General features: G+C 58.7%; 17 protein-coding genes and 1 riboswitch. Of the genes, 13 read left to right on the top strand and 4 right to left on the bottom strand.

Annotated features, from left to right (window positions below):
* Positions 1-253 precede the first annotated feature (253 nt).
* Positions 254-1,501 carry a ribonucleotide-diphosphate reductase subunit beta gene (locus AC1RPZ_RS21895; RefSeq protein WP_493139329.1) on the bottom strand — a complete coding sequence of 416 codons (1,248 nt, stop codon included), beginning with the start codon at positions 1,499-1,501 and terminating at the stop codon, positions 254-256.
* A 671-nt stretch (positions 1,502-2,172) separates the two neighbouring features.
* Positions 2,173-2,427, bottom strand: coding sequence for a DUF2790 domain-containing protein (locus tag AC1RPZ_RS21890; protein ID WP_493139327.1), 255 nt, complete (start codon positions 2,425-2,427; stop codon positions 2,173-2,175).
* A 415-nt stretch (positions 2,428-2,842) separates the two neighbouring features.
* On the opposite strand from AC1RPZ_RS21890, the gene acs reads away from it, so the two are divergent.
* The 6 genes from acs to argR all read left to right on the top strand — a co-directional run bounded on the left by acs (position 2,843) and on the right by argR (position 9,660).
* On the top strand, positions 2,843-4,798 hold the full coding sequence (gene acs, locus AC1RPZ_RS21885; RefSeq protein ID WP_493139325.1) for an acetate--CoA ligase: 1,956 nt from the start codon (positions 2,843-2,845) through the stop codon (positions 4,796-4,798).
* Between the two features lie 714 nt (positions 4,799-5,512).
* A complete protein-coding gene (locus tag AC1RPZ_RS21880; protein ID WP_493139324.1) occupies positions 5,513-6,289 on the top strand; it encodes an ABC transporter substrate-binding protein in 777 nt (258 codons plus the stop codon).
* Positions 6,290-6,381: 92 nt separating this feature from the next.
* Positions 6,382-7,071 carry an ABC transporter permease gene (locus AC1RPZ_RS21875; protein WP_123426773.1) on the top strand — a complete coding sequence of 230 codons (690 nt, stop codon included), beginning with the start codon at positions 6,382-6,384 and terminating at the stop codon, positions 7,069-7,071.
* Positions 7,068-7,766, top strand: coding sequence for an ABC transporter permease (locus tag AC1RPZ_RS21870; RefSeq protein ID WP_493139322.1), 699 nt, complete (start codon positions 7,068-7,070; stop codon positions 7,764-7,766). The genes AC1RPZ_RS21875 and AC1RPZ_RS21870 overlap by 4 nt, the downstream gene beginning before the upstream one ends.
* Positions 7,767-7,803: 37 nt before the next feature.
* Positions 7,804-8,568, top strand: coding sequence for an ABC transporter ATP-binding protein (locus AC1RPZ_RS21865; protein WP_019693166.1), 765 nt, complete (start codon positions 7,804-7,806; stop codon positions 8,566-8,568).
* A gap of 111 nt (positions 8,569-8,679) precedes the next feature.
* On the top strand, positions 8,680-9,660 hold the full coding sequence (argR, locus tag AC1RPZ_RS21860; protein WP_493139320.1) for a transcriptional regulator ArgR: 981 nt from the start codon (positions 8,680-8,682) through the stop codon (positions 9,658-9,660).
* A 33-nt stretch (positions 9,661-9,693) separates the two neighbouring features.
* Here argR and AC1RPZ_RS21855 read toward each other — a convergent pair whose 3' ends face one another.
* Positions 9,694-11,061: a leucine-rich repeat domain-containing protein gene (locus tag AC1RPZ_RS21855; RefSeq protein ID WP_493139318.1), complete on the bottom strand. Its 1,368-nt coding sequence runs from the start codon at positions 11,059-11,061 to the stop codon at positions 9,694-9,696.
* Between the two features lie 484 nt (positions 11,062-11,545).
* On the opposite strand from AC1RPZ_RS21855, the gene AC1RPZ_RS21850 reads away from it, so the two are divergent.
* The 7 genes from AC1RPZ_RS21850 to astE all read left to right on the top strand — a co-directional run bounded on the left by AC1RPZ_RS21850 (position 11,546) and on the right by astE (position 19,435).
* Entirely contained in the window at positions 11,546-12,766 is a 1,221-nt protein-coding gene (locus tag AC1RPZ_RS21850) for an aspartate aminotransferase family protein (RefSeq protein WP_493139316.1), read from the top strand.
* Positions 12,767-12,981: 215 nt separating this feature from the next.
* Positions 12,982-14,001 (top strand): arginine/ornithine succinyltransferase subunit alpha, encoded by a 1,020-nt coding sequence (gene aruF / locus AC1RPZ_RS21845; RefSeq protein ID WP_493139314.1) that lies wholly within the window; start codon positions 12,982-12,984, stop codon positions 13,999-14,001.
* A gap of 69 nt (positions 14,002-14,070) precedes the next feature.
* Positions 14,071-15,096 (top strand): arginine N-succinyltransferase, encoded by a 1,026-nt coding sequence (gene astA, locus AC1RPZ_RS21840; protein WP_493139312.1) that lies wholly within the window; start codon positions 14,071-14,073, stop codon positions 15,094-15,096.
* The gene (gene astD, locus AC1RPZ_RS21835) at positions 15,093-16,562 is read left to right on the top strand and encodes a succinylglutamate-semialdehyde dehydrogenase (protein WP_493139335.1); all 1,470 of its coding nucleotides are present in this window, start codon (positions 15,093-15,095) and stop codon (positions 16,560-16,562) included. Before astA ends, astD begins: the two co-directional genes overlap by 4 nt.
* Before the next feature lie 152 nt (positions 16,563-16,714).
* Complete coding sequence (gene astB, locus AC1RPZ_RS21830; protein WP_493139310.1) at positions 16,715-18,061, top strand: N-succinylarginine dihydrolase; 1,347 nt, start codon at positions 16,715-16,717, stop codon at positions 18,059-18,061.
* A gap of 63 nt (positions 18,062-18,124) precedes the next feature.
* Complete coding sequence (locus tag AC1RPZ_RS21825; protein ID WP_493139308.1) at positions 18,125-18,412, top strand: topoisomerase II; 288 nt, start codon at positions 18,125-18,127, stop codon at positions 18,410-18,412.
* Between the two features lie 12 nt (positions 18,413-18,424).
* Positions 18,425-19,435: a succinylglutamate desuccinylase gene (gene astE, locus AC1RPZ_RS21820; protein ID WP_493139306.1), complete on the top strand. Its 1,011-nt coding sequence runs from the start codon at positions 18,425-18,427 to the stop codon at positions 19,433-19,435.
* Positions 19,436-19,589: 154 nt separating this feature from the next.
* Here astE and AC1RPZ_RS21815 read toward each other — a convergent pair whose 3' ends face one another.
* Complete coding sequence (locus tag AC1RPZ_RS21815; protein ID WP_493139304.1) at positions 19,590-20,099, bottom strand: 6,7-dimethyl-8-ribityllumazine synthase; 510 nt, start codon at positions 20,097-20,099, stop codon at positions 19,590-19,592.
* A gap of 120 nt (positions 20,100-20,219) precedes the next feature.
* Positions 20,220-20,390, bottom strand: a riboswitch (FMN riboswitch).
* Between the last annotated feature and the right edge of the window lie 13 nt (positions 20,391-20,403).

Below are 20,403 nucleotides of genomic sequence, written 5' to 3'. Positions count from 1 at the left end.
GGCCGGTTTTTTCTTGGTCGGCATACATGCACCTCTGCAACATGTTATGCCCGAACACAAAATTTATGACAGTCCCGGTTTTGCGAGGGCTTCGGTCGGACGCGACCCCGGCTCGGACATAACCTTCGGCAACTGCTACGAGGGGCGTGCGTTCTTCTCCCAAACTAAAAAGCCCTGAACAAGTCAGGGCTTTTTGATTTTTCCAATCCGCCGATTCAAATCACGACCGGCAGATCGCGGCTAGCTCCAGGAATCAATCCCAGCTCAAAGCCCCACCCGTCTGATACTCAATAACCCGCGTCTCAAAGAAATTCTTCTCTTTCTTCAAGTCCATGATCTCGCTCATCCAAGGGAACGGGTTAGTCGTTCCCGGATACTCTTCCTTCAGACCAATCTGGCTCAAACGACGGTTAGCGATGAACTTCAGATAATCCTCCATCATCGCCGCGTTCATGCCCAAAACCCCGCGAGGCATGGTGTCACGAGCGTATTCAATCTCCAGCTGAGTCCCTTGCAGAATCATCTGCGAAGCTTCTTCCTTCATTTCAGCATCCCACAAATGCGGGTTTTCGATTTTGATCTGGTTGATCACGTCGATGCCGAAGTTCAGGTGCATGGATTCGTCGCGCAGGATGTACTGGAACTGCTCGGCGACGCCGGTCATTTTGTTGCGGCGGCCCATGGAGAGGATCTGGGTGAAGCCGCAGTAGAAGAAGATGCCTTCCAGTACGCAGTAGTAGGCGATCAGGTTGCGCAGCAGTTCTTTGTCGGTGTCGACGGTGCCGGTTTCGAACTTCGGATCGGAGATCGAACGGGTGTACTTCAGGCCCCAGGTGGCTTTTTTCGCGACCGATGGGATCTCGTGGTACATGTTGAAGATCTCGCCTTCATCCATGGCCAGCGATTCGATGCAGTACTGGTAGGCGTGGGTGTGGATCGCCTCTTCGAACGCCTGGCGCAGGATGTACTGGCGGCATTCCGGGTTGGTGATCAGGCGGTACACGGCCAGCACCAGGTTGTTGGCAACCAGGGAGTCGGCGGTGGAGAAGAAGCCGAGGTTGCGCATCACGATGCGGCGTTCGTCGTCGGTCAGGCCTTCCGGGTCTTTCCAGAGGGCGATGTCGGCGGTCATGTTGACTTCTTGCGGCATCCAGTGGTTTGCGCAGCCGTCCAGGTACTTCTGCCAGGCCCAGTCGTATTTGAACGGGACGAGTTGGTTGAGGTCGGCGCGGCAGTTGATCATGCGCTTTTCGTCGACCGCAACGCGGGCGGAAGCGCCTTCGAGTTCGGCCAGGCCTTCGGCGACGTCGAGTTTGTCGAGGGCGGCCTTGGCGCGGATGATCGCAGCCGAGTCGGTGGCGGTTACGGCACGGGCTTCCAGTGCTGCAGCACCACCGGCGGTGTCGAGGCGGTCCATGTTGGCTTCAGTAGCGTGGCCAGCATTGGCGCCTTTGGCGACAACTTCGCCGTCTTCTTTGTCGAATTCGTCCCAGCTCAGCATGACGTGTCGTCTCCTGCGTGAGGGCCAGTCGCCCGTGTGAAAACACTGATGGTCGGTTTTTCACACGGCTCGGTGGCCGCGTTGTCTCTAAAAGGAATCGTTTGTTGCAGCAATACGCAGGCAAAAAACAGAAATGTGTACGGGTGTCCTGAAGTCGCTAAGGGCGGAGATGACGTCGTCAGCTCCTGCGGTGGTCTCAGCGTCCTGCATCCTCCTGTAAGGGGATGTTGCAGGCCCGATTTACGGGCGCATTATAGGTGTTTTTTCACGGTTGTGGTGCGACGAAGTGGCTCAGAGAACCCTCGGCAGGGCGCGTAATCAAGGTGGAGCAAGGGTTTACAGGGCTTTGGCCGATCAAGATTTTTTTTGGCGATTTTTGGCGACGTGAGAGCGGTGTAGGCGTCGGTGTTTGCTGTTAAAGCGCCACAAGCCCGATGGGATGGGACTTACAGGAGAGATAGGGTGTTTTGATGGACTGGATTGTGTCCAGTTTCGGGTGGCAATTGTTCATCGGATTTTCTGTTCAAAAAACAACCAAAAATGGCTTTTTACACTACATGTAGTGTTTTGGTTCGGGTTTCTGTGTCTCCAGACACAACGACGCCCGATGAAGGTCGGGCGGTGATGTCGGGTCCGGCAATGAGCAAGACCTCAGCGTTGATGATCAGCCGTTAGCAGCCGTTACCCATCACGCTGTAACGCAGAATATGCCGTTGACCGTTCGAGTCTTCATATTCCATGCGCGCCGGGACAACTTCGCAAACACTGGGAACTTCGCTCATGGAGATGACTTTGGCGATGTCCAGGTGAGTGGAGTAAGTGTATTCCTCTACCGGTACGGTGTTGTTGGCGACATCAGTCGGAATCTCGTCTGCCATGGCGGTTGCGCACAGACTGCTGAGGGCCAGAACCAATAAAGCTTTCATTTCAATTTTACCTTTTTAAGGTCGAGTGGGGTCACGCAACCTTTTTGGGGTTGCGTGTGGAACTTGATTACTGAGTGTTGGATTAACTGCCTTCGTGGGGGCTGCAACTGGGTTAATCACGCTGCCTGGTTGGCGAGGCTGATTTTAGGCGTGTGGGTTGCACGCATATAGGTGTGCTTTTGATAAAGACTATTGGCATATCCTGTAACAATCTCGTAAAAACGACCTCGTACACTGCAGAGTCGCCTTTCGAAAAACGGCTGAAGCCCGCTGAAACCGGCGGGTCTGAGCGGTTTGGTCGGTAATTACGACGTTTTGTAGGGGCTTGTTACTACCATCGTCGAATGGTTCTATAGGCCCGCCTCAGGCTACAACGGGGCCATACAAAAACAACTATTCCACCGAGGTAAGAAAGATGAGTGCGGCTTCTCTGTATCCCGTTCGTCCCGAGGTTGCGGCCAACACGCTGACTGACGAGGCGACCTACAAGGCCATGTACCAGCAGTCGGTCGTCAACCCGGATGGCTTCTGGCGCGAGCAAGCCAAGCGCCTCGACTGGATCAAGCCTTTCACCACGGTGAAGCAGACGTCCTTCGACGATCACCATGTCGACATCAAATGGTTCGCCGACGGCACCCTGAACGTTTCCTACAATTGCCTGGACCGCCATCTCGCCGAACGCGGCGATCAGATCGCGATCATCTGGGAGGGCGATGACCCGGCAGAGAGCCGCAACATCACCTACCGCGAGCTGCACGAACAAGTCTGCAAGTTCGCCAACGCCTTGCGCGGCCAGGATGTGCATCGCGGCGACGTGGTGACGATCTATATGCCGATGATCCCCGAAGCCGTGGTCGCCATGTTGGCGTGTACCCGGATCGGCGCGATTCACTCGGTGGTGTTCGGCGGCTTCTCGCCGGAAGCCCTGGCCGGTCGGATCATCGACTGCAAATCGAAAGTGGTGATCACGGCTGACGAAGGTCTGCGTGCCGGCAAAAAAATCTCGCTCAAGGCCAACGTCGATGACGCGCTGACCAACCCGGAAACCAGCAGCATTCAGAAGGTCATCGTGTGCAAGCGCACTGGTGGCAACATCAAGTGGAACCCGCACCGCGACATCTGGTACGAAGACCTGATGAAAGTCGCGGGCACTGTGTGCGCGCCGAAAGAGATGGGCGCCGAAGAAGCGCTGTTCATCCTTTATACCTCCGGCTCCACCGGCAAGCCGAAGGGCGTGCAGCACACCACTGGCGGCTATCTGTTGTACGCCGCGCTGACCCACGAGCGCGTGTTCGACTACCGTCCAGGCGAAATCTACTGGTGCACCGCCGACGTCGGCTGGGTCACCGGCCACACCTATATCGTCTATGGCCCGTTGGCCAACGGCGCGACCACCTTACTGTTTGAAGGCGTGCCGAATTACCCGGACATCACCCGGCTGGCGAAGGTTGTCGACAAGCACAAGGTCAACATCCTCTACACCGCACCGACCGCGATCCGCGCCATGATGGCCTCGGGCACGGCGGCTGTTGAAGGTGCGGATGGCAGCAGCCTGCGTCTGTTGGGTTCAGTCGGTGAGCCGATTAACCCGGAAGCGTGGGACTGGTACTACAAGAACGTCGGCCAATCCCGTTGCCCGATCGTCGATACCTGGTGGCAAACCGAAACCGGCGCGACCTTGATGAGTCCATTGCCGGGCGCGCACGCGCTCAAGCCGGGTTCTGCGGCGCGGCCGTTCTTCGGGGTGGTGCCAGCATTGGTGGACAACCTGGGCAACATCATCGAGGGCGTTGCCGAGGGTAATCTGGTGATTCTCGATTCGTGGCCAGGCCAGGCGCGCACGCTGTATGGCGACCATGATCGTTTTGTCGATACCTACTTCAAGACCTTCCGTGGCATGTACTTCACCGGTGACGGCGCGCGTCGCGATGCCGACGGCTACTGGTGGATCACTGGTCGCGTGGATGATGTGCTCAACGTTTCCGGTCACCGCATGGGCACCGCCGAAATCGAAAGCGCGATGGTCGCTCACCCGAAAGTCGCCGAAGCGGCGGTGGTCGGTGTACCGCATGACATCAAAGGGCAGGGCATTTATGTCTACGTTACCCTCAACGGTGGCGAAGAGCCGAGCGAAGCGCTGCGCCTGGAATTGAAAAACTGGGTGCGTAAAGAGATCGGCCCGATTGCCTCGCCGGATGTCATCCAGTGGGCGCCAGGGCTGCCGAAAACCCGTTCGGGGAAAATCATGCGCCGTATCCTGCGCAAGATTGCCACGGCTGAATACGACGGGTTGGGGGATATCTCCACCTTGGCGGACCCGAGTGTGGTGCAGCACCTGATCGATACGCACAAGACCATGAACGTCGCTTAATAGCAGTTCTTGAGTCATCGAAAGCCCCGCCCGGTGTTGAGCCTGGTGGGGCTTTTTTGTGGTGATCAGGTCTGGGGTCTCTGCTGTTTGGTCGGGCCAAATCGCGAGCAAGCTCGCTCCCACATTTGATCGAGTTACCCCGCAGATCCACTGTGGGAGCGAGCTTGCTCGCGATGGCGATCTATCAGACGCCACATCAACAACGCTGTGGTCACCGACCAATATTTATCGGCTTCATCTGTAGGATGCTTCCCACTGTTACCTGCCGCCCTTCAAGTAACTAAATGTGTAACCGCCCACCCAATAACGAGGCATTGGGAAACGCAAAGCCCCGTCTCAGGGCCTGTTCAGAGCACCTGAAAAATAAGGCACAACGCTGTGCTTGCCGGATTATAAGGGTTTACGAATAATAGGCCCGCTATTTGCAACATAGATCGGTTCACTGTCTTTTGCTCTTGCATGAATTTGCAGGGCTGTCAATGTGCTTGGTCGGGTTTCTCGGTGCTTCTGTAATTTGTTGTCGCATTGAAGAAATATCGACTTCGGGCCTGTCGTTAGAATGCCGATCACTCGCTCGTCGTTGCCTGCGTTGAAATCAGAGCTGAACTCAACGCAACAATCCTACGACGCAGCGCCGCTTTCCATTTCCACCCATACGCATATTGGGCTGTCGCTCACTTTGCCGTTTTCGCCCTATACCGATGGAGTCCTAAGATGAAGAAACTCGTGCTTCTTGGCGCCCTGGCACTGTCCGTGCTGTCCCTGCCGACGTTCGCCGATGAAAAGCCTCTGAAAATTGGTATCGAGGCGGCTTACCCTCCGTTCGCGTCCAAGGCTGCGGACGGCAGCATCGTTGGTTTCGACTACGACATCGGCAACGCCCTGTGCGAAGAGATGAAGGTCAAGTGCGTCTGGGTCGAGCAAGAGTTCGACGGTCTGATCCCGGCACTCAAAGTGCGCAAGATCGACGCGATCCTGTCGTCCATGTCGATCACTGACGATCGCAAGAAGTCCGTGGACTTCACCAACAAGTACTACAACACCCCGGCACGTCTGGTGATGAAGGCCGGTACGCAGGTCAGCGACAACCTGACCGAGCTCAAGGGCAAGAAAATCGGCGTGCAACGTGGTTCGATCCACAACCGTTTCGCCGAAGAAGTCCTGAAACCGCTGGGTGCTGAAATCAAGCCGTACGGCTCGCAGAACGAAATCTACCTGGACGTGGCTGCCGGTCGTCTCGATGGCACCGTGGCAGACGCTACCCTGCTGGATGACGGCTTCCTGAAAACCGACTCGGGCAAGGGCTTCGCGTTTGTCGGCCCGGCCTTCACCGACGAGAAATACTTCGGCGACGGCATTGGTATCGCCGTGCGTAAAGGCGACAAGGCCGAGCTGGACAAGATCAACGCCGCCATCGCAACCATTCGTGAGAATGGCAAGTACAAGCAAATCCAGGACAAGTACTTCGCGTTCGATATTTACGGCAAGTAAATAGCTCGCAGCGGTAAGTCCGAAATGGCGCAAGCAACAGGATCTCTGAGGTTTGCGCCATTTTTTCATCCCAATTTTCGAGGACCTGAATCATGTTGAAAGGCTACGGGGCTGTCATCCTCGATGGCGCATGGTTGACGCTTCAGCTCGCCTTGTCGTCCATGGCCCTGGCCATCGTTCTGGGTCTGATCGGGGTCGCGTTGCGCCTGTCGCCAGTACGCTGGCTGGCCTGGCTGGGCGATCTGTATTCCACGGTGATCCGCGGGATTCCCGATCTGGTACTGATCCTGCTGATTTTCTACGGCGGTCAGGACTTGCTCAACCGTGTTGCACCGTTGCTCGGCTATGACGACTACATCGACCTGAACCCGTTGATCGCCGGTATCGGCACCCTGGGTTTCATCTTCGGTGCGTACCTGTCGGAAACCTTCCGTGGGGCCTTCATGGCGATCCCGAAAGGCCAGGCAGAAGCGGGTGCGGCATATGGCATGAGCAGTTTTCAGGTGTTTTTCCGGGTATTGGTGCCGCAGATGATTCGCCTGGCGATTCCGGGCTTTACCAATAACTGGCTGGTATTGACCAAGGCGACTGCGCTGATTTCGGTGGTCGGTCTGCAAGACATGATGTTCAAGGCCAAGCAGGCGGCAGATGCCACCCGCGAGCCTTTCACCTTCTTCCTCGCAGTGGCCGCGATGTACCTGGTGATCACCAGTGTCTCGTTGCTGGCATTGCGTCACCTTGAGAAGCGCTACTCGGTAGGCGTAAGGGCGGCTGATCTATGATCTTCGACTACAACGTCATTTGGGAGGCCTTGCCGCTGTACCTCGGCGGCCTGGTGACCACCCTGAAACTGCTCGCGCTGTCGTTGCTGTTCGGTTTGCTGGCCGCGTTGCCGCTGGGGCTGATGCGTGTTTCCAAGCAGCTGATCGTCAACATGAGTGCCTGGCTCTTCACTTACGTGATCCGCGGCACGCCGATGCTGGTGCAGCTGTTTTTGATCTACTACGGTCTGGCGCAGTTCGAAGCGGTGCGTGAAAGCTTCCTCTGGCCGTGGCTGTCCAGCGCGACGTTCTGTGCGTGCCTGGCCTTCGCGATCAACACCAGCGCCTACACCGCTGAAATCATCGCCGGCAGCCTGCGGGCCACGCCGAACGGTGAGATCGAAGCGGCCAAGGCTATGGGCATGTCGCGCTTCAAGATGTACAAGCGCATTTTGTTGCCGTCGGCCCTGCGCCGGGCGCTGCCGCAGTACAGCAACGAAGTGATCATGATGCTGCAGACCACCAGTCTGGCGTCCATCGTGACCCTGATCGACATCACCGGTGCCGCGCGTACCGTGAACGCTCAGTACTACTTGCCGTTCGAGGCCTACATCACCGCAGGCGTGTTCTACCTGTGTATGACGTTCATTCTGGTGCGTCTGTTCAAGATGGCCGAGCACCGCTGGCTGGGCTACCTCGCCCCGCGCAAGCACTGAAAACCACTGACTGACTGTTTTTGTGAGAACCGACAGCATGTACAAACTTGAAGTCCAAGACCTGCATAAACGCTACGGCAGTCACGAAGTGCTCAAGGGCGTGTCCCTGAAAGCGGCAGCCGGCGATGTGATCAGCATCATCGGCTCCAGTGGCTCCGGCAAAAGTACCTTCCTGCGTTGCATCAACCTGCTTGAGCAACCGCACGCCGGCAAGATTCTGCTCAACAACGAAGAGCTGAAACTGGTGGCGAACAAGGACGGCGCGCTGAAAGCCGCCGACCCGAAACAACTGCAACGCATGCGTTCGCGGTTGTCGATGGTGTTCCAGCATTTCAATCTGTGGTCGCACATGACCGCGATGGAAAACATCATGGAAGCGCCGGTCCACGTGCTCGGCATGTCCAAGGCCGAAGCCCGTGAAAAGGCTGAGCTGTATCTGGCCAAGGTGGGCGTGTCCCATCGCAAGGATGCTTACCCAGGCCATATGTCCGGCGGCGAACAACAACGCGTGGCGATTGCCCGTGCGTTGGCGATGGAACCTGAGGTGATGCTGTTCGACGAACCAACTTCGGCGCTCGACCCGGAACTGGTCGGCGACGTGCTGAAAGTGATGCAGGCGCTGGCCCAGGAAGGCCGGACCATGGTCGTGGTGACGCACGAAATGGGCTTTGCCCGTGAAGTGTCGAACCAGTTGGTGTTCCTGCACAAAGGCGTGGTTGAAGAAAGCGGCAACCCGCGTGAAGTGCTGGTCAATCCACAGTCCGAACGTCTGCAACAATTCCTCTCGGGCAGCCTGAAGTAATCGCTCCCGTTACGCACCAAATTAGGTCATGCTGCGCACCGCGCGCCAGATGGTCTAATTTGGTTGCAGCCGCCTTCGGCTTTAACACTGTTTTCGTTTCGGATTGCCGCCATGACTGCCCATCGAATTGGTTTCTTGATTTGGCCCAGCACTAAAGCCTTGACGCTGACGCTGGCCGAGGAGGCCTTGCGTGTTGCTCAGCGCGTGCATCCGGAGGTTGTTTACGAACTCTCGTTCCTGCAGGCCGAAACGCCTGCCGAAGGGGCCTGGCAATTGCCGGGTGAGCCCTGGACCGGCAAGCTGGAAAATTTCCAGAAACTGTTTCTGCTGGCCGATGAGCCGCCGACGACGTTGGCGCCAGCGCTCAGCAGCGCGCTCAAGCAACTGGTGCGTGCCGGTTGTGTGATTGGCGGTCTGTCGGCCGGCGTTTATCCGCTGGCACAATTGGGATTGCTCGACGGTTACCGCGCAGCGGTGCACTGGCGCTGGCAGGACGATTTCGCCGAGCGCTTCCCCAAGGTCATCGCTACCAGTCATCTGTTCGATTGGGATCGTGATCGCCTGACCGCGTGCGGCGGGTTGTCGGTGCTCGATCTGTTGCTGGCGGTGCTGGCCCGCGATCACGGCGCTGAACTGGCCGGTGCGGTGTCCGAAGAACTGGTGGTCGAACGCATTCGCGAGGGCGGTGAGCGTCAGCGCATCCCCTTGCAGAATCGCCTCGGCTCCAGCCATCCAAAGCTCACGCAAGCCGTGTTGCTGATGGAAGCCAACATCGAAGAGCCGCTGACCACCGACGAAATCGCCCAGCACGTGTGCGTGTCCCGTCGGCAGTTGGAGCGGATTTTCAAGCAGTACCTCAACCGTGTGCCGAGCCAGTATTACCTGGAACTGCGCCTGAACAAGGCCCGGCAGATGTTGATGCAAACCAGCAAGTCGATCATCCAGATCGGTTTGTCCTGTGGCTTCTCCTCGGGGCCGCACTTCTCCAGCGCCTACCGCAACTTCTTCGGCGCCACGCCGCGGGAAGATCGCAACCAGCGGCGCAGCAGCAGTCCGTTCGAATTGTCGTCGGCGCCGTCGGAGCGCGGTTGATTCGCTCTGACACGTTGTAGAGTCTGGCGCCGATTATTCATCGACGTCAGAGTCCCCGGACGATGACACCTCCATTTCCGCTTGATCAATGACCGCATCGACGCCGAAGTCGACGCCTGTCTCTCTGAAGTAACTGATCAGTTTTTGTACGCTTTCTTCAGACAGCGGGTTCCCCCTCAGATTGATGCTCTCGCCGACATCCAGCGGCAATTCCAGAATATCGGCGGGTATGTGAGTGATCGCGTTTGCACTCAGATCCACGGTTTCCATGTCCTTGAATTGCAGCAGGCCCGCCGGTAGTTCGGTGATGCCGGTGTCGTTCAGCAGCAGGGTCTTGAGGTGGGGCATCTGGCTAACGTCTGGCGCTAACCCCAGCGGGTTGTAGCTCAGATCCAGATAGTCGAGGCGTTCCATTTGTGCCAGTTCGAGCGCTGTTTGTGCGGTCAGGGTGAGTTGGTATTCGGTCAGGGACAATGCCGTCAAATCGCCCATCCTGAAAACCTCCTCGGGTACGTTGCCCAGTCGATAGTTACGAATGGTCAGGCCCTTGAGACGGGGGAAGCTTTGCAGAAACCCTCCGGCTCCGGAGGTCAGCCCTTCGTTACTGTGCAGATACAGCAGCGAGACGTGACTGAAGTCTGCGCGCAGCACCGGCAGGTCACCGGTGATGATGGTCGGCAAGGTCAGTTCATAGCTGGGCTGAAGGTGCTGATTGAAGTCGTCCAGATTGGTTTCTCGGCGCCAGCCCCGTTCCACGATCCGTTTGAACTCATCCCGAATCCAATGTTCTTCCAGCAACTGCTGGGCGGTGAAGGGGGTCCCGCTGACCGGATGCAGGGCCGGGATGTCCGCTGTCCAGGCTGACAGGTCGTTTCTCAGTGTTTCGAACTCGGTCTCCAGGCGTGTCAGTTCTGTCCTGCCGTCGGTCAGAGTGCCGGGCAAAAGGTAAACAAACTCACTGGCTTGCTCTTGATCCATTCGCGGGTAAAGCGCTTGCGCTCGGCGAATATCGGCTTGCTCGGCAAAGACCCCGAAGTCATGACGGGTTCGGACGAAATGGATTTTTATCCGTTCGCGGTCATCGGCGCAAATCGGATTGTCCCCAAGGTCGAAGCCCTCTTGGGTGTTGCCGGGCAGCTTGAAGAGAGCGGCGGGCAGCTCCTGGATCCCGTTGTCATTGGGCAGAGCGGTTCGAAGGCGTAGGCGGGTCAGCAAGCCTGTCGGAAAATCAGATATACCGGTGTTTGCCACGTCGATGTAATTCAGGTTCGGCATGTTTTCGACATTGGGGAGAAGTCCCAGCGGGTTTTTGTACAGGTCCAGTGTCATCAGTTGGCTCTGCGCAGACAGCGTCGCCAGGCTCTCGGGGGTGAGGGTGATAGCGCAATCGCTGAGGATCATTCGTTGATCTGCGGCGATTGGCTGATGGTGTCCGGGAGATGGCCCAGGCTGAAGCTGCGCAAGGCCAGGCGACGCAAGCCTGAAAAGCTCCGCAGGAACTGGTGCACGCCGCTCGTGCCGCTATGGCCATTTATTGTCAGGGAGTCCACGCGGCTGGGGATTCGTGTGTGAGGCTCATGGGTGGGGCCGTTAGCATTTAAGAAGCCCTAGGAAAACTCATGAGCGCACGCGCCAGGCGTTACATGATTACCGCCATCGTCAAACCGGGATGAGTTAGTTCTCGACAGGCCTGCCTATTACCTGGCCCGGCAGTTTAAACTGCGCCTTTGCGACGCTATTTGTCGCATTGCCGTAAACCCGGGTCAAACCTGTGTTTGCGCTATAAGAAGTTGTCGCTTGGCGGCAAGGCCGGGCTGAAAACTGTCCTTACAATCCCCTCATCGCTCGCCAGTTTCAGGCGGGTGTTTCTCATCAGGAGACTCCGATGTCCGTTGAGCACGCTGCGGTACAACGCGCCGATTTCGACCAGGTAATGGTTCCCAACTACGCACCTGCCGCTTTCATTCCGGTACGTGGCGCCGGTTCCCGCGTTTGGGACCAGTCTGGCCGCGAGTTGATCGACTTCGCCGGCGGGATTGCGGTTAACGTATTGGGCCATGCGCACCCGGCACTGGTCGGTGCCTTGACCGAGCAAGCGAACAAGCTGTGGCACGTGTCCAACGTGTTCACCAATGAGCCGGCCCTGCGCCTGGCCCATAAGCTGATCGACGCGACCTTCGCCGAGCGCGTGTTCTTCTGCAACTCTGGCGCCGAAGCCAACGAGGCCGCTTTCAAGCTGGCCCGTCGTGTGGCTCACGATCGTTTCGGTCCAGAGAAGTACGAAATCATTGCCGCGCTGAACAGCTTCCACGGCCGTACCTTGTTCACCGTGAACGTCGGTGGCCAGTCGAAGTACTCCGATGGTTTCGGTCCGAAGATCACCGGTATCACTCACGTCAAGTTCAACGATCTGGAAGCGCTCAAAGCGGCCATTTCCGACAAGACCTGCGCGGTAGTGCTGGAGCCGATCCAGGGCGAAGGCGGCGTATTGCCGGCTGAACTTTCGTACCTGCAAGGCGCTCGTGAGCTGTGCACCGCACACAACGCGCTGCTGATTTTCGACGAAGTACAAACCGGCATGGGCCGCAGCGGTGAGCTGTTCGCTTACCAGCATTACGGCGTGACGCCGGACATTCTGACCAGCGCCAAGAGCCTGGGCGGTGGTTTCCCGATCGCGGCGATGCTGACCAGCGAAGCCCTGGCCAAACATCTGGTGGTCGGCACCCACGGCACCACCTACGGCGGCAACCCGCTGGCGTGCGCCGTGGCTGAAGCGGTCATCGACGTGGTCAACACGCCCGAAGTGCTGAACGGCGTCAAAGCCAAGCACGACCTGTTCAAGACTCGTCTGGAGCAGATCGGCGCCAAGTACGGTCTGTTCACTCAGGTGCGTGGCCTGGGCCTGCTGCTCGGTTGCGTGTTGAGCGACGCCTGGAAAGGCAAGGCCAAGGACATCTTCAACGCCGCTGAAAAAGAAGGCCTGATGATTCTGCAAGCCGGCCCGGACGTGATTCGTTTTGCGCCTAGCCTGGTGGTGGAAGACGCAGACATCGAGCAAGGTCTGGAGCGTTTCGAGCGCGCCGTGGCCAAACTGACTCAAGCCTGATCGACCCTTCGACGCCTGATCATTCAGGCGTCGAACCCAATTTTTATGCCGGGCCCGCTTTATGTGGGAGCGAGCTTGCTCGCGATGAGGGCCTTATAGCCAACATCTTTGTTGCCTGACAGGACGCAATCGCGAGCAAGCTCGCTCCCACAGGTGTCTCAAAGGCCGGCCCGGCTTATTTTCCTCAAAGAGTTTTTCGAGAAAGGAGTGACACCATGCTGGTGATGCGCCCCGCGCAAATGGCTGATCTGGGCGAGGTACAGCGTCTGGCTGCGGACAGCCCGATTGGTGTCACCTCCTTGCCGGATGATGTCGAACGCTTGAGCGACAAGATCGCAGCAAGTGAAGCCTCGTTCGCTGCCGAAGTCAGCTTCAACGGTGAAGAGAGTTATTTCTTCGTCCTCGAAGACACCGCCACCGGCAAACTGGCCGGCTGCTCGGCCATCGTCGCGTCGGCCGGTTATTCCGAGCCGTTCTACAGTTTCCGTAATGAAACCTTCGTGCACGCCTCTCGCGAGCTGAAGATTCATAACAAGATTCACGTGCTCTCCCAGTGCCACGACCTGACCGGCAACAGTCTGCTGACCAGCTTCTACGTGCTGCCGGAGCTGGTAGGTTCGGCCTGGTCGGAACTCAACTCCCGCGGTCGCCTGCTGTTCGTCGCCAGCCATCCGGAGCGCTTCGCCGATTCGGTGGTCACCGAGATCGTCGGTTACAGCGATGAAAATGGCGACTCGCCGTTCTGGGACGCCATCGGTCGCAACTTCTTCGACCTCAACTACTCCGCTGCCGAACGTCTGTGCGGGCTCAAGAGCCGGACCTTCCTCGCTGAGTTGATGCCGCATTACCCGATCTACGTACCGCTGTTGCCGGACGCCGCCCAAGAGGCGATGGGGCAGGTGCACCCACGGGCGCAGATCACCTTCGACATCCTGATGCGCGAAGGCTTCGAGACCGATCACTACATCGACATTTTCGACGGTGGCCCGACCCTGCATGCACGTGTCTCGGGCATCCGTTCGATCGCCCAGAGCCGTGTGGTGCCGGTGAAAATCGGTGAGCCGGTCAAAGGTGCCGGTCGTCAGTACCTGGTGGCCAACGCCCAGTTGCAGGATTACCGCGCCGTACTGCTCGAACTGGACTATGCGCCGGGCAAACCGGTGACGCTGGATCTTGAAGCCGCCGAGGCCCTGGGCGTCGGTGAAGGTGCCAGCGTGCGCCTGGTGGCGGTTTAACGCTGGAAAGAATGCTTAGAAAGCAGCGAGTTTCACGGGTGGCGCAAGCGGCCCGTTTGAGGAGATAGCATGATCGTTCGTCCCGTACGCAGCAGCGATTTACCCGCTCTGATCGACCTGGCCCGCAGCACCGGCACCGGCCTGACCACCTTGCCGGCCAACGAAGAGCGTCTGTCTCATCGGGTTGGCTGGGCTGAAAAGACCTTTCGCGGCGAAGCGGGGCGCGGCGACGCGGACTACCTGTTCGTGCTCGAAGACGATAACGGTCGGGTGGTGGGTATTTCCGCCATTGCCGGCGCTGTCGGCCTGCGTGAGCCTTGGTACAACTTCCGGGTCGGTCTGACCGTCAGCGCTTCGCAAGAGCTGAATATCTACCGCGAAATCCCGACGCTGTTCCTGGCCAACGACCTGACCGGCAATTCCGAGCTGTGCTCGTTGTTCCTGCACGCCGATTACCGTTCAGGCCTCAATGGCCGCATGCTGGCCAAGGCGCGGATGCTGTTCATCGCCGAATTCCCGGAGCTGTTCGGCAACAAGATCATCGCCGAGATGCGCGGTGTGTCCGACGAAGCCGGTCGTTCGCCGTTCTGGGAAAGCCTGGGTCGACACTTCTTCAAAATGGAATTCAGCCAGGCTGATTACCTGACGGGCGTGGGCAACAAGGCGTTCATCGCCGAGCTGATGCCGAAGTTCCCGCTGTACACCTGCTTCCTCTCTGAAGACGCGCGCAATGTGATCGGTAAGGTTCACCCTGACACCGAGCCGGCGCTGGCGATGCTCAAGAGCGAAGGTTTCAGCTACCAGGGTTACGTCGACATCTTCGACGCCGGTCCGGCCGTGGAATGCGAAACCGGCAAGATCCGTGCGGTCCGCGATAGCCAGGCGCTGGTGTTGGCCATCGGCACCCCAGGTGACGACGCCACACCTTTTCTGATTCACAACCGCAAACGCGAAGACTGCCGGATCACTGCCGCTCCAGCACGCTTTGCTGCCGGTACGCTGGTAGTCGACTCGTTGACCGCCAAACGTCTTCAACTCAATGCCGGCGATCAAGTACGTGCCGTGCCGTTGTCTGCTGCTCGGGAGTCGAAATAATGAATTCGCTATACATCGCAGGTGAATGGCTGGCTGGCCAGGGTGACGCCTTCGAATCGTTGAATCCGGTGACCCAGCAAGTGCTGTGGTCGGGGCAGGGCGCCAGTGCTGCTCAGGTCGAAAGCGCGGTGCAAGCTGCGCGTCAGGCGTTCCCGGCCTGGGCCAAACGCTCCCTGGAAGATCGTGTCGGTGTGCTGGAAGCGTTTGCCGCCAGCCTGAAAAAACACGCTGACGAGCTGGCTCACTGCATCGGTGAAGAAACCGGTAAACCACTGTGGGAAGCCGCGACTGAAGTGACCAGCATGGTCAACAAGATCGCCATTTCCGTACAGAGCTACCGCGAACGCACTGGTGAGAAGAGCGGCCCATTGGGCGACGCCACCGCTGTGCTGCGCCACAAACCTCACGGTGTGGTCGCGGTGTTTGGTCCTTACAACTTTCCTGGGCATTTGCCGAACGGTCATATCGTTCCTGCGTTGCTGGCCGGTAACAGCGTGCTGTTCAAGCCCAGCGAACTGACCCCGAAAGTCGCCGAGCTGACGGTCAAGTGCTGGATCGAAGCCGGCCTGCCGGCCGGTGTGCTGAACCTGCTGCAAGGCGCGCGTGAAACCGGGATCGCCCTGGCGGCCAATTCAGGCATCGACGGTCTGTTCTTCACCGGTTCCAGCCGTACCGGCAACCACCTGCATGCGCAGTTCTCCGGGCGTCCGGACAAGATCCTCGCGCTGGAGATGGGCGGCAACAACCCGCTGGTGGTCGATCAGGTCGCAGACCTCGACGCTGCGGTGTACACCATTATTCAGTCGGCGTTCATTTCCGCCGGTCAGCGTTGCACCTGCGCCCGTCGCTTGCTGGTACCGCAAGGCGCTTGGGGCGACACGCTGCTGGCGCGTCTGGTGGCGGTCAGCGCGACCATCGAAGTCGGTGCGTTCGATCAGCAACCCGCACCGTTCATGGGTTCGGTGGTTTCTCTGGCCGCCGCAAAAGCACTGATGGACGCGCAAGAACACTTGCTGGCCAACGGCGCCGTGTCGCTGCTGGAAATGACCCAGCCTCAGGCTAACGCCGCGTTGCTGACCCCAGGCATTCTTGACGTCAGCGCGGTCGCCAATCGTCCTGATGAAGAGCTGTTCGGCCCGTTGCTGCAAGTGATCCGCTACGCTGATTTCGAGGCGGCGATCGCTGAAGCCAACGACACCCAATACGGTCTGGCCGCCGGTTTGCTGTCGGATTCCGAAGCGCGTTATCAGCAGTTCTGGCTGGAAAGCCGCGCCGGTATCGTCAACTGGAACAAGCAGCTGACCGGCGCCGCGAGCAGCGCGCCATTCGGCGGTGTGGGTGCCTCGGGCAACCATCGCGCCAGCGCCTATTACGCGGCGGATTACTGCGCGTACCCGGTGGCCTCGCTGGAAACCCCGAGCCTGACCATGCCGGCCGCCCTGACCCCAGGCGTGCGGATGTCGTAAAGCCTTTTTGCGGGCACGCCCGCTCCCACAAGGACGATATAAATCCTGTGGGAGCGAGCTTGCTCCGGGCGGCGATCCGACGATAGCCGCGACTCGGTCTTACTGAACAGTTACTGAAGCCTATAACAACAGATTCTCGTGGAGCCTCGCTGATGAAATCCTATGAAGTCAATTTTGACGGTCTAGTGGGGCCGACCCATAACTACGGCGGTCTGTCCTACGGCAACGTCGCGTCCCAGAGCAACAGCCAGCAATCTTCCAATCCAAAGGAAGCGGCGCTGCAAGGCCTGGCGAAAATGAAAGCGCTGATGGAAATGGGCTTTCAGCAAGGCGTACTGGCGCCGCAAGAGCGCCCGGATGTGGCCGCCCTGCGTAACCTGGGTTTCAGCGGCACCGACGCACAAGTGATCGAGCAAGCCGCCAGGCAGGCGATGCCGTTGCTGGTTGCCAACTGCTCGGCGTCGAGCATGTGGGTGGCCAACGCCGCCACGGTCAGCCCGAGTGCCGATACCGCTGACGGTCGCGTGCATTTCACCGCCGCCAACCTCAACTGCAAATATCACCGCAGCATCGAACACCCGACCACCAGCCGCGTGCTGGGGGCGATGTTCGCTGACCAGAAACACTTCGCCCACCACGCAGCATTGCCTGCCGTGGCGCAGTTCGGTGACGAAGGTGCAGCCAACCACACGCGTTTCTGCCGTGAATACGGCGAAGCCGGTGTCGAGTTCTTCGTGTTCGGTCGCAGCGCGTTCGATACCCGCTACCCGGCACCGCAGAAGTACCCGGCGCGTCAGACCCTCGAAGCTTCGCAAGCGGTCGCTCGTCTGCACGGCTTGAGCGATGACGGCGTGGTGTACGCCCAGCAGAATCCTTCGGTGATTGACCAGGGTGTGTTCCACAACGACGTGATCGCAGTCGGTAACGGCGAAGCGCTGTTCTATCACGAGGATGCGTTCCTCGACACCGAGCAGATGCTTGCCGAACTGTCGGCCAAGCTTGCCAAGCGTGGCGGCCAGTTCAAGGCGATCTGCGTACCGAGCGCGCAGGTGTCGGTCGAAGACGCCGTGCGTTCTTACCTGTTCAACAGCCAGTTGCTGTCGCGCGCCGACGGTTCGATGCTGCTGATCGTGCCGCAAGAGTGCCAGAACAACCCGCGCGTCTGGCAGTACCTGCAAGAGCTGATCAGCTCGGGCGGCCTGATTCGCGAAGTGAAAGTCTTCGATCTCAAGCAAAGCATGCAGAACGGCGGTGGCCCGGCTTGCCTGCGGTTGCGTGTCGCACTGAATGAAACCGAGCTGGCGGCCGTCAACCCAGGGGTTATCATGACCGCGCCGTTGTATGGCACGCTGACCCAATGGGTCGACAAGCACTACCGTGACCGCATGACCGAAAACGATCTGGCGGACCCACAATTGTTGCTTGAGTGCCGGACGGCACTGGATGAACTGACGCAAATCCTTAAACTGGGCGCGGTTTATCCATTCCAGATCAATTGAAAGCCCGCGTCCTGCTCATGAAGAGTCGGACGCGTTGCTTTATCTCCAGATGAGAACGTAATAATGAGCGATACCCTGCAGCTGATTCTTGAAGACACCGACGGCACTCAACTGGAAACCACCTGCACCCGCGTTGCGGTCATGTGGCAAGGCAAAGAGTTGTGGATTCAGCACGACGGCCGTGGCCAGCTGCTGATCGGCGTTGATGTCGAAGAAGGTGATGCTGAATACGCCAACCTGCTGCTGCGCCCATTGGCGACTAATCTGGTAAGTCTGCAACTGGAAATGGAACCGGCTGAAATCGGTGACGAAGACCACGTGCACGGCCCGGATTGCAAGCACGATCACTAAGGAATTCGCTCTATGCTCGCCCTCGGCAAACTGCTTGAACTGACCCTCGCCGGCCGTGAACCGGCGGAGAAGACTCAACTGACTGTCGAAGGCGTGCGGATGCGCTGGCTGAGCGAAGGTGCGCTGGAAGTACGGCCACCGGAAGCTCGCGACAATGGCCTGGACTTGCTGTTGTCGGCTGGCATCCACGGTAATGAAACAGCGCCGATCGAGTTGCTCGATCGCCTGTTGCATGACATCGCCCGCGGTGAATTGAAGCCGCGTGCACGTATTCTGTTCCTGTTCGGCAACCCCGAGGCCATGCGCCGCGGCGAGCGTTTTATCGAGCAGGATGTCAATCGGCTGTTCAACGGCCGTCACGAACTCAGCAGTGGTTCCGAAGCGCTGCGAGCCTGTGAGCTGGAGCGTCTGGCGGCGAGTTTCTTCAACCTGCCCGACCGCGCCCGTTTGCACTACGACCTGCACACCGCGATCCGTGGCTCGAAGATCGAGCAGTTCGCGCTGTATCCCTGGAAAGAAGGTCGCCAGCATTCCCGTCATGAACTGGCCCGCCTGCGCGCTGCCGGCATGGAGGCGGTGCTGTTGCAGAACAAGCCGTCCATCGTTTTCAGCTCGTACACCTACGACAAGCTCGATGCCGAGTCTTTCACCCTTGAACTGGGCAAGGCCCGGCCGTTCGGGCAGAACGAAGGGGTTAACGTCTCGCGTCTCGAAACCCTGTTGAAGCAGATCATCGAAGGCACCGAGCCGGAGTTGGCAGAAGATAGCCTGGAGGGTTTGCAGCTGTTCAGCGTGGCGCGGGAAATCATCAAGCACAGCGACAGCTTCCACTTGAACCTGCCGGCAGACATCGAGAATTTCTCGGAGCTGAAAAAGGGCTATCTGCTTGCCGAGGACATCGCCCAGACCCGCTGGATCGTCGAGGAGGAGGGGGCGCGAATCATCTTCCCGAACCCGAAGGTCAAGAACGGCCTGCGCGCCGGGATTTTGATAGTGCCGACGACAGCAGAAAACCTGATCTGATTCAGGCACCGATCTAATGCGGGGGCGGGCAAGCCCGCTACGCCGAATGACGTATCCCACGTAGGAGCTGCCGAAGGCTGCGATCTTTTGATCTTCAGCGGCCATCAGGCCCTCAAAAGATCGCAGCCTTCGGCAGCTCCTACGGGTTCGGTGTTTAGATGGCTACCGCACGCGGCTCGCTACGGCGCAAGGCGCGCATCTTGTGCAACGTATCGGCGCAGGTCTTCGCCGCTTCCTGACCCTTGTGCACGAAGTGTTCGAAGAAGAACTTCTGGTGCTCTTCACCGGCATGGAAGTGATGCGGGGTCAGCACGACCGAGAACACCGGCACTTCAGTTTCCAGCTGAACCTGCATCAGGCCGCTGATCACCGACTGGGCGACGAACTCGTGACGGTAGATGCCGCCGTCAACCACTAAACCTGCAGCGACGATGCCCGCGTAACGGCCGGACTTGGCCAGCAGCTTGGCGTGCAGTGGAATTTCAAAGGCGCCACCGACTTCAAAAAAGTCGATATCCGATTCCTGATAGCCCTGAGCGACCATCTCGCTGACGAAGCCCTTACGGCTTTGATCAACGATTTCCTTGTGCCAGCACGCCTGGATAAACGCTACGCGTTCGCCCTGATGGTTTTTGCTTTTGCTATCGATTGCGGTGGGTTGCATCTGTTCTGACTCCTGTTTGTGTGAAAAACAGGGCGTTATGAATCGAATGGGATTTAAGGGTCCGTGCAGGTCAAACGTGCAGTGCATGCGCGTTGCCCACGGACGGCCCTTTGGTGCCAATCCCGTTCTCTCTTCATCCGGACTATGACCGTCGGCCCCGGGATCACACCGGGTCTGCTGACCTTGCCGTCACCTGCTGCCGAAGCATCAGTGACACCAAGCGCTCGCGGGCTATGCGCATTGCGCGCAATTACCGCCGGTGGGGAGTTGCACCCCGCCCTGAGAACGTTTTGCTGCCAGATTT

Source organism: Pseudomonas sp. GW822-FHT02D10 (genome assembly GCF_058802345.1).
This window is presented reverse-complemented; position numbering and strand designations above follow the sequence as displayed.

Excerpts from the sequence above, each read along its gene's own strand:
- AC1RPZ_RS21895 (WP_493139329.1), bottom strand. The coding sequence starts at position 1,501 with ATGCTGAGCTGGGACGAATTCGACAAAGAAGACGGCGAAGTTGTCGCC.
- AC1RPZ_RS21890 (WP_493139327.1), bottom strand. The coding sequence starts at position 2,427 with ATGAAAGCTTTATTGGTTCTGGCCCTCAGCAGTCTGTGCGCAACCGCC.
- acs (WP_493139325.1), top strand. The coding sequence starts at position 2,843 with ATGAGTGCGGCTTCTCTGTATCCCGTTCGTCCCGAGGTTGCGGCCAAC.
- AC1RPZ_RS21880 (WP_493139324.1), top strand. The coding sequence starts at position 5,513 with ATGAAGAAACTCGTGCTTCTTGGCGCCCTGGCACTGTCCGTGCTGTCC.
- AC1RPZ_RS21875 (WP_123426773.1), top strand. The coding sequence starts at position 6,382 with ATGTTGAAAGGCTACGGGGCTGTCATCCTCGATGGCGCATGGTTGACG.
- AC1RPZ_RS21870 (WP_493139322.1), top strand. The coding sequence starts at position 7,068 with ATGATCTTCGACTACAACGTCATTTGGGAGGCCTTGCCGCTGTACCTC.
- AC1RPZ_RS21865 (WP_019693166.1), top strand. The coding sequence starts at position 7,804 with ATGTACAAACTTGAAGTCCAAGACCTGCATAAACGCTACGGCAGTCAC.
- argR (WP_493139320.1), top strand. The coding sequence starts at position 8,680 with ATGACTGCCCATCGAATTGGTTTCTTGATTTGGCCCAGCACTAAAGCC.
- AC1RPZ_RS21855 (WP_493139318.1), bottom strand. The coding sequence starts at position 11,061 with ATGATCCTCAGCGATTGCGCTATCACCCTCACCCCCGAGAGCCTGGCG.
- AC1RPZ_RS21850 (WP_493139316.1), top strand. The coding sequence starts at position 11,546 with ATGTCCGTTGAGCACGCTGCGGTACAACGCGCCGATTTCGACCAGGTA.
- aruF (WP_493139314.1), top strand. The coding sequence starts at position 12,982 with ATGCTGGTGATGCGCCCCGCGCAAATGGCTGATCTGGGCGAGGTACAG.
- astA (WP_493139312.1), top strand. The coding sequence starts at position 14,071 with ATGATCGTTCGTCCCGTACGCAGCAGCGATTTACCCGCTCTGATCGAC.
- astB (WP_493139310.1), top strand. The coding sequence starts at position 16,715 with ATGAAATCCTATGAAGTCAATTTTGACGGTCTAGTGGGGCCGACCCAT.
- AC1RPZ_RS21825 (WP_493139308.1), top strand. The coding sequence starts at position 18,125 with ATGAGCGATACCCTGCAGCTGATTCTTGAAGACACCGACGGCACTCAA.
- astE (WP_493139306.1), top strand. The coding sequence starts at position 18,425 with ATGCTCGCCCTCGGCAAACTGCTTGAACTGACCCTCGCCGGCCGTGAA.
- AC1RPZ_RS21815 (WP_493139304.1), bottom strand. The coding sequence starts at position 20,099 with ATGCAACCCACCGCAATCGATAGCAAAAGCAAAAACCATCAGGGCGAA.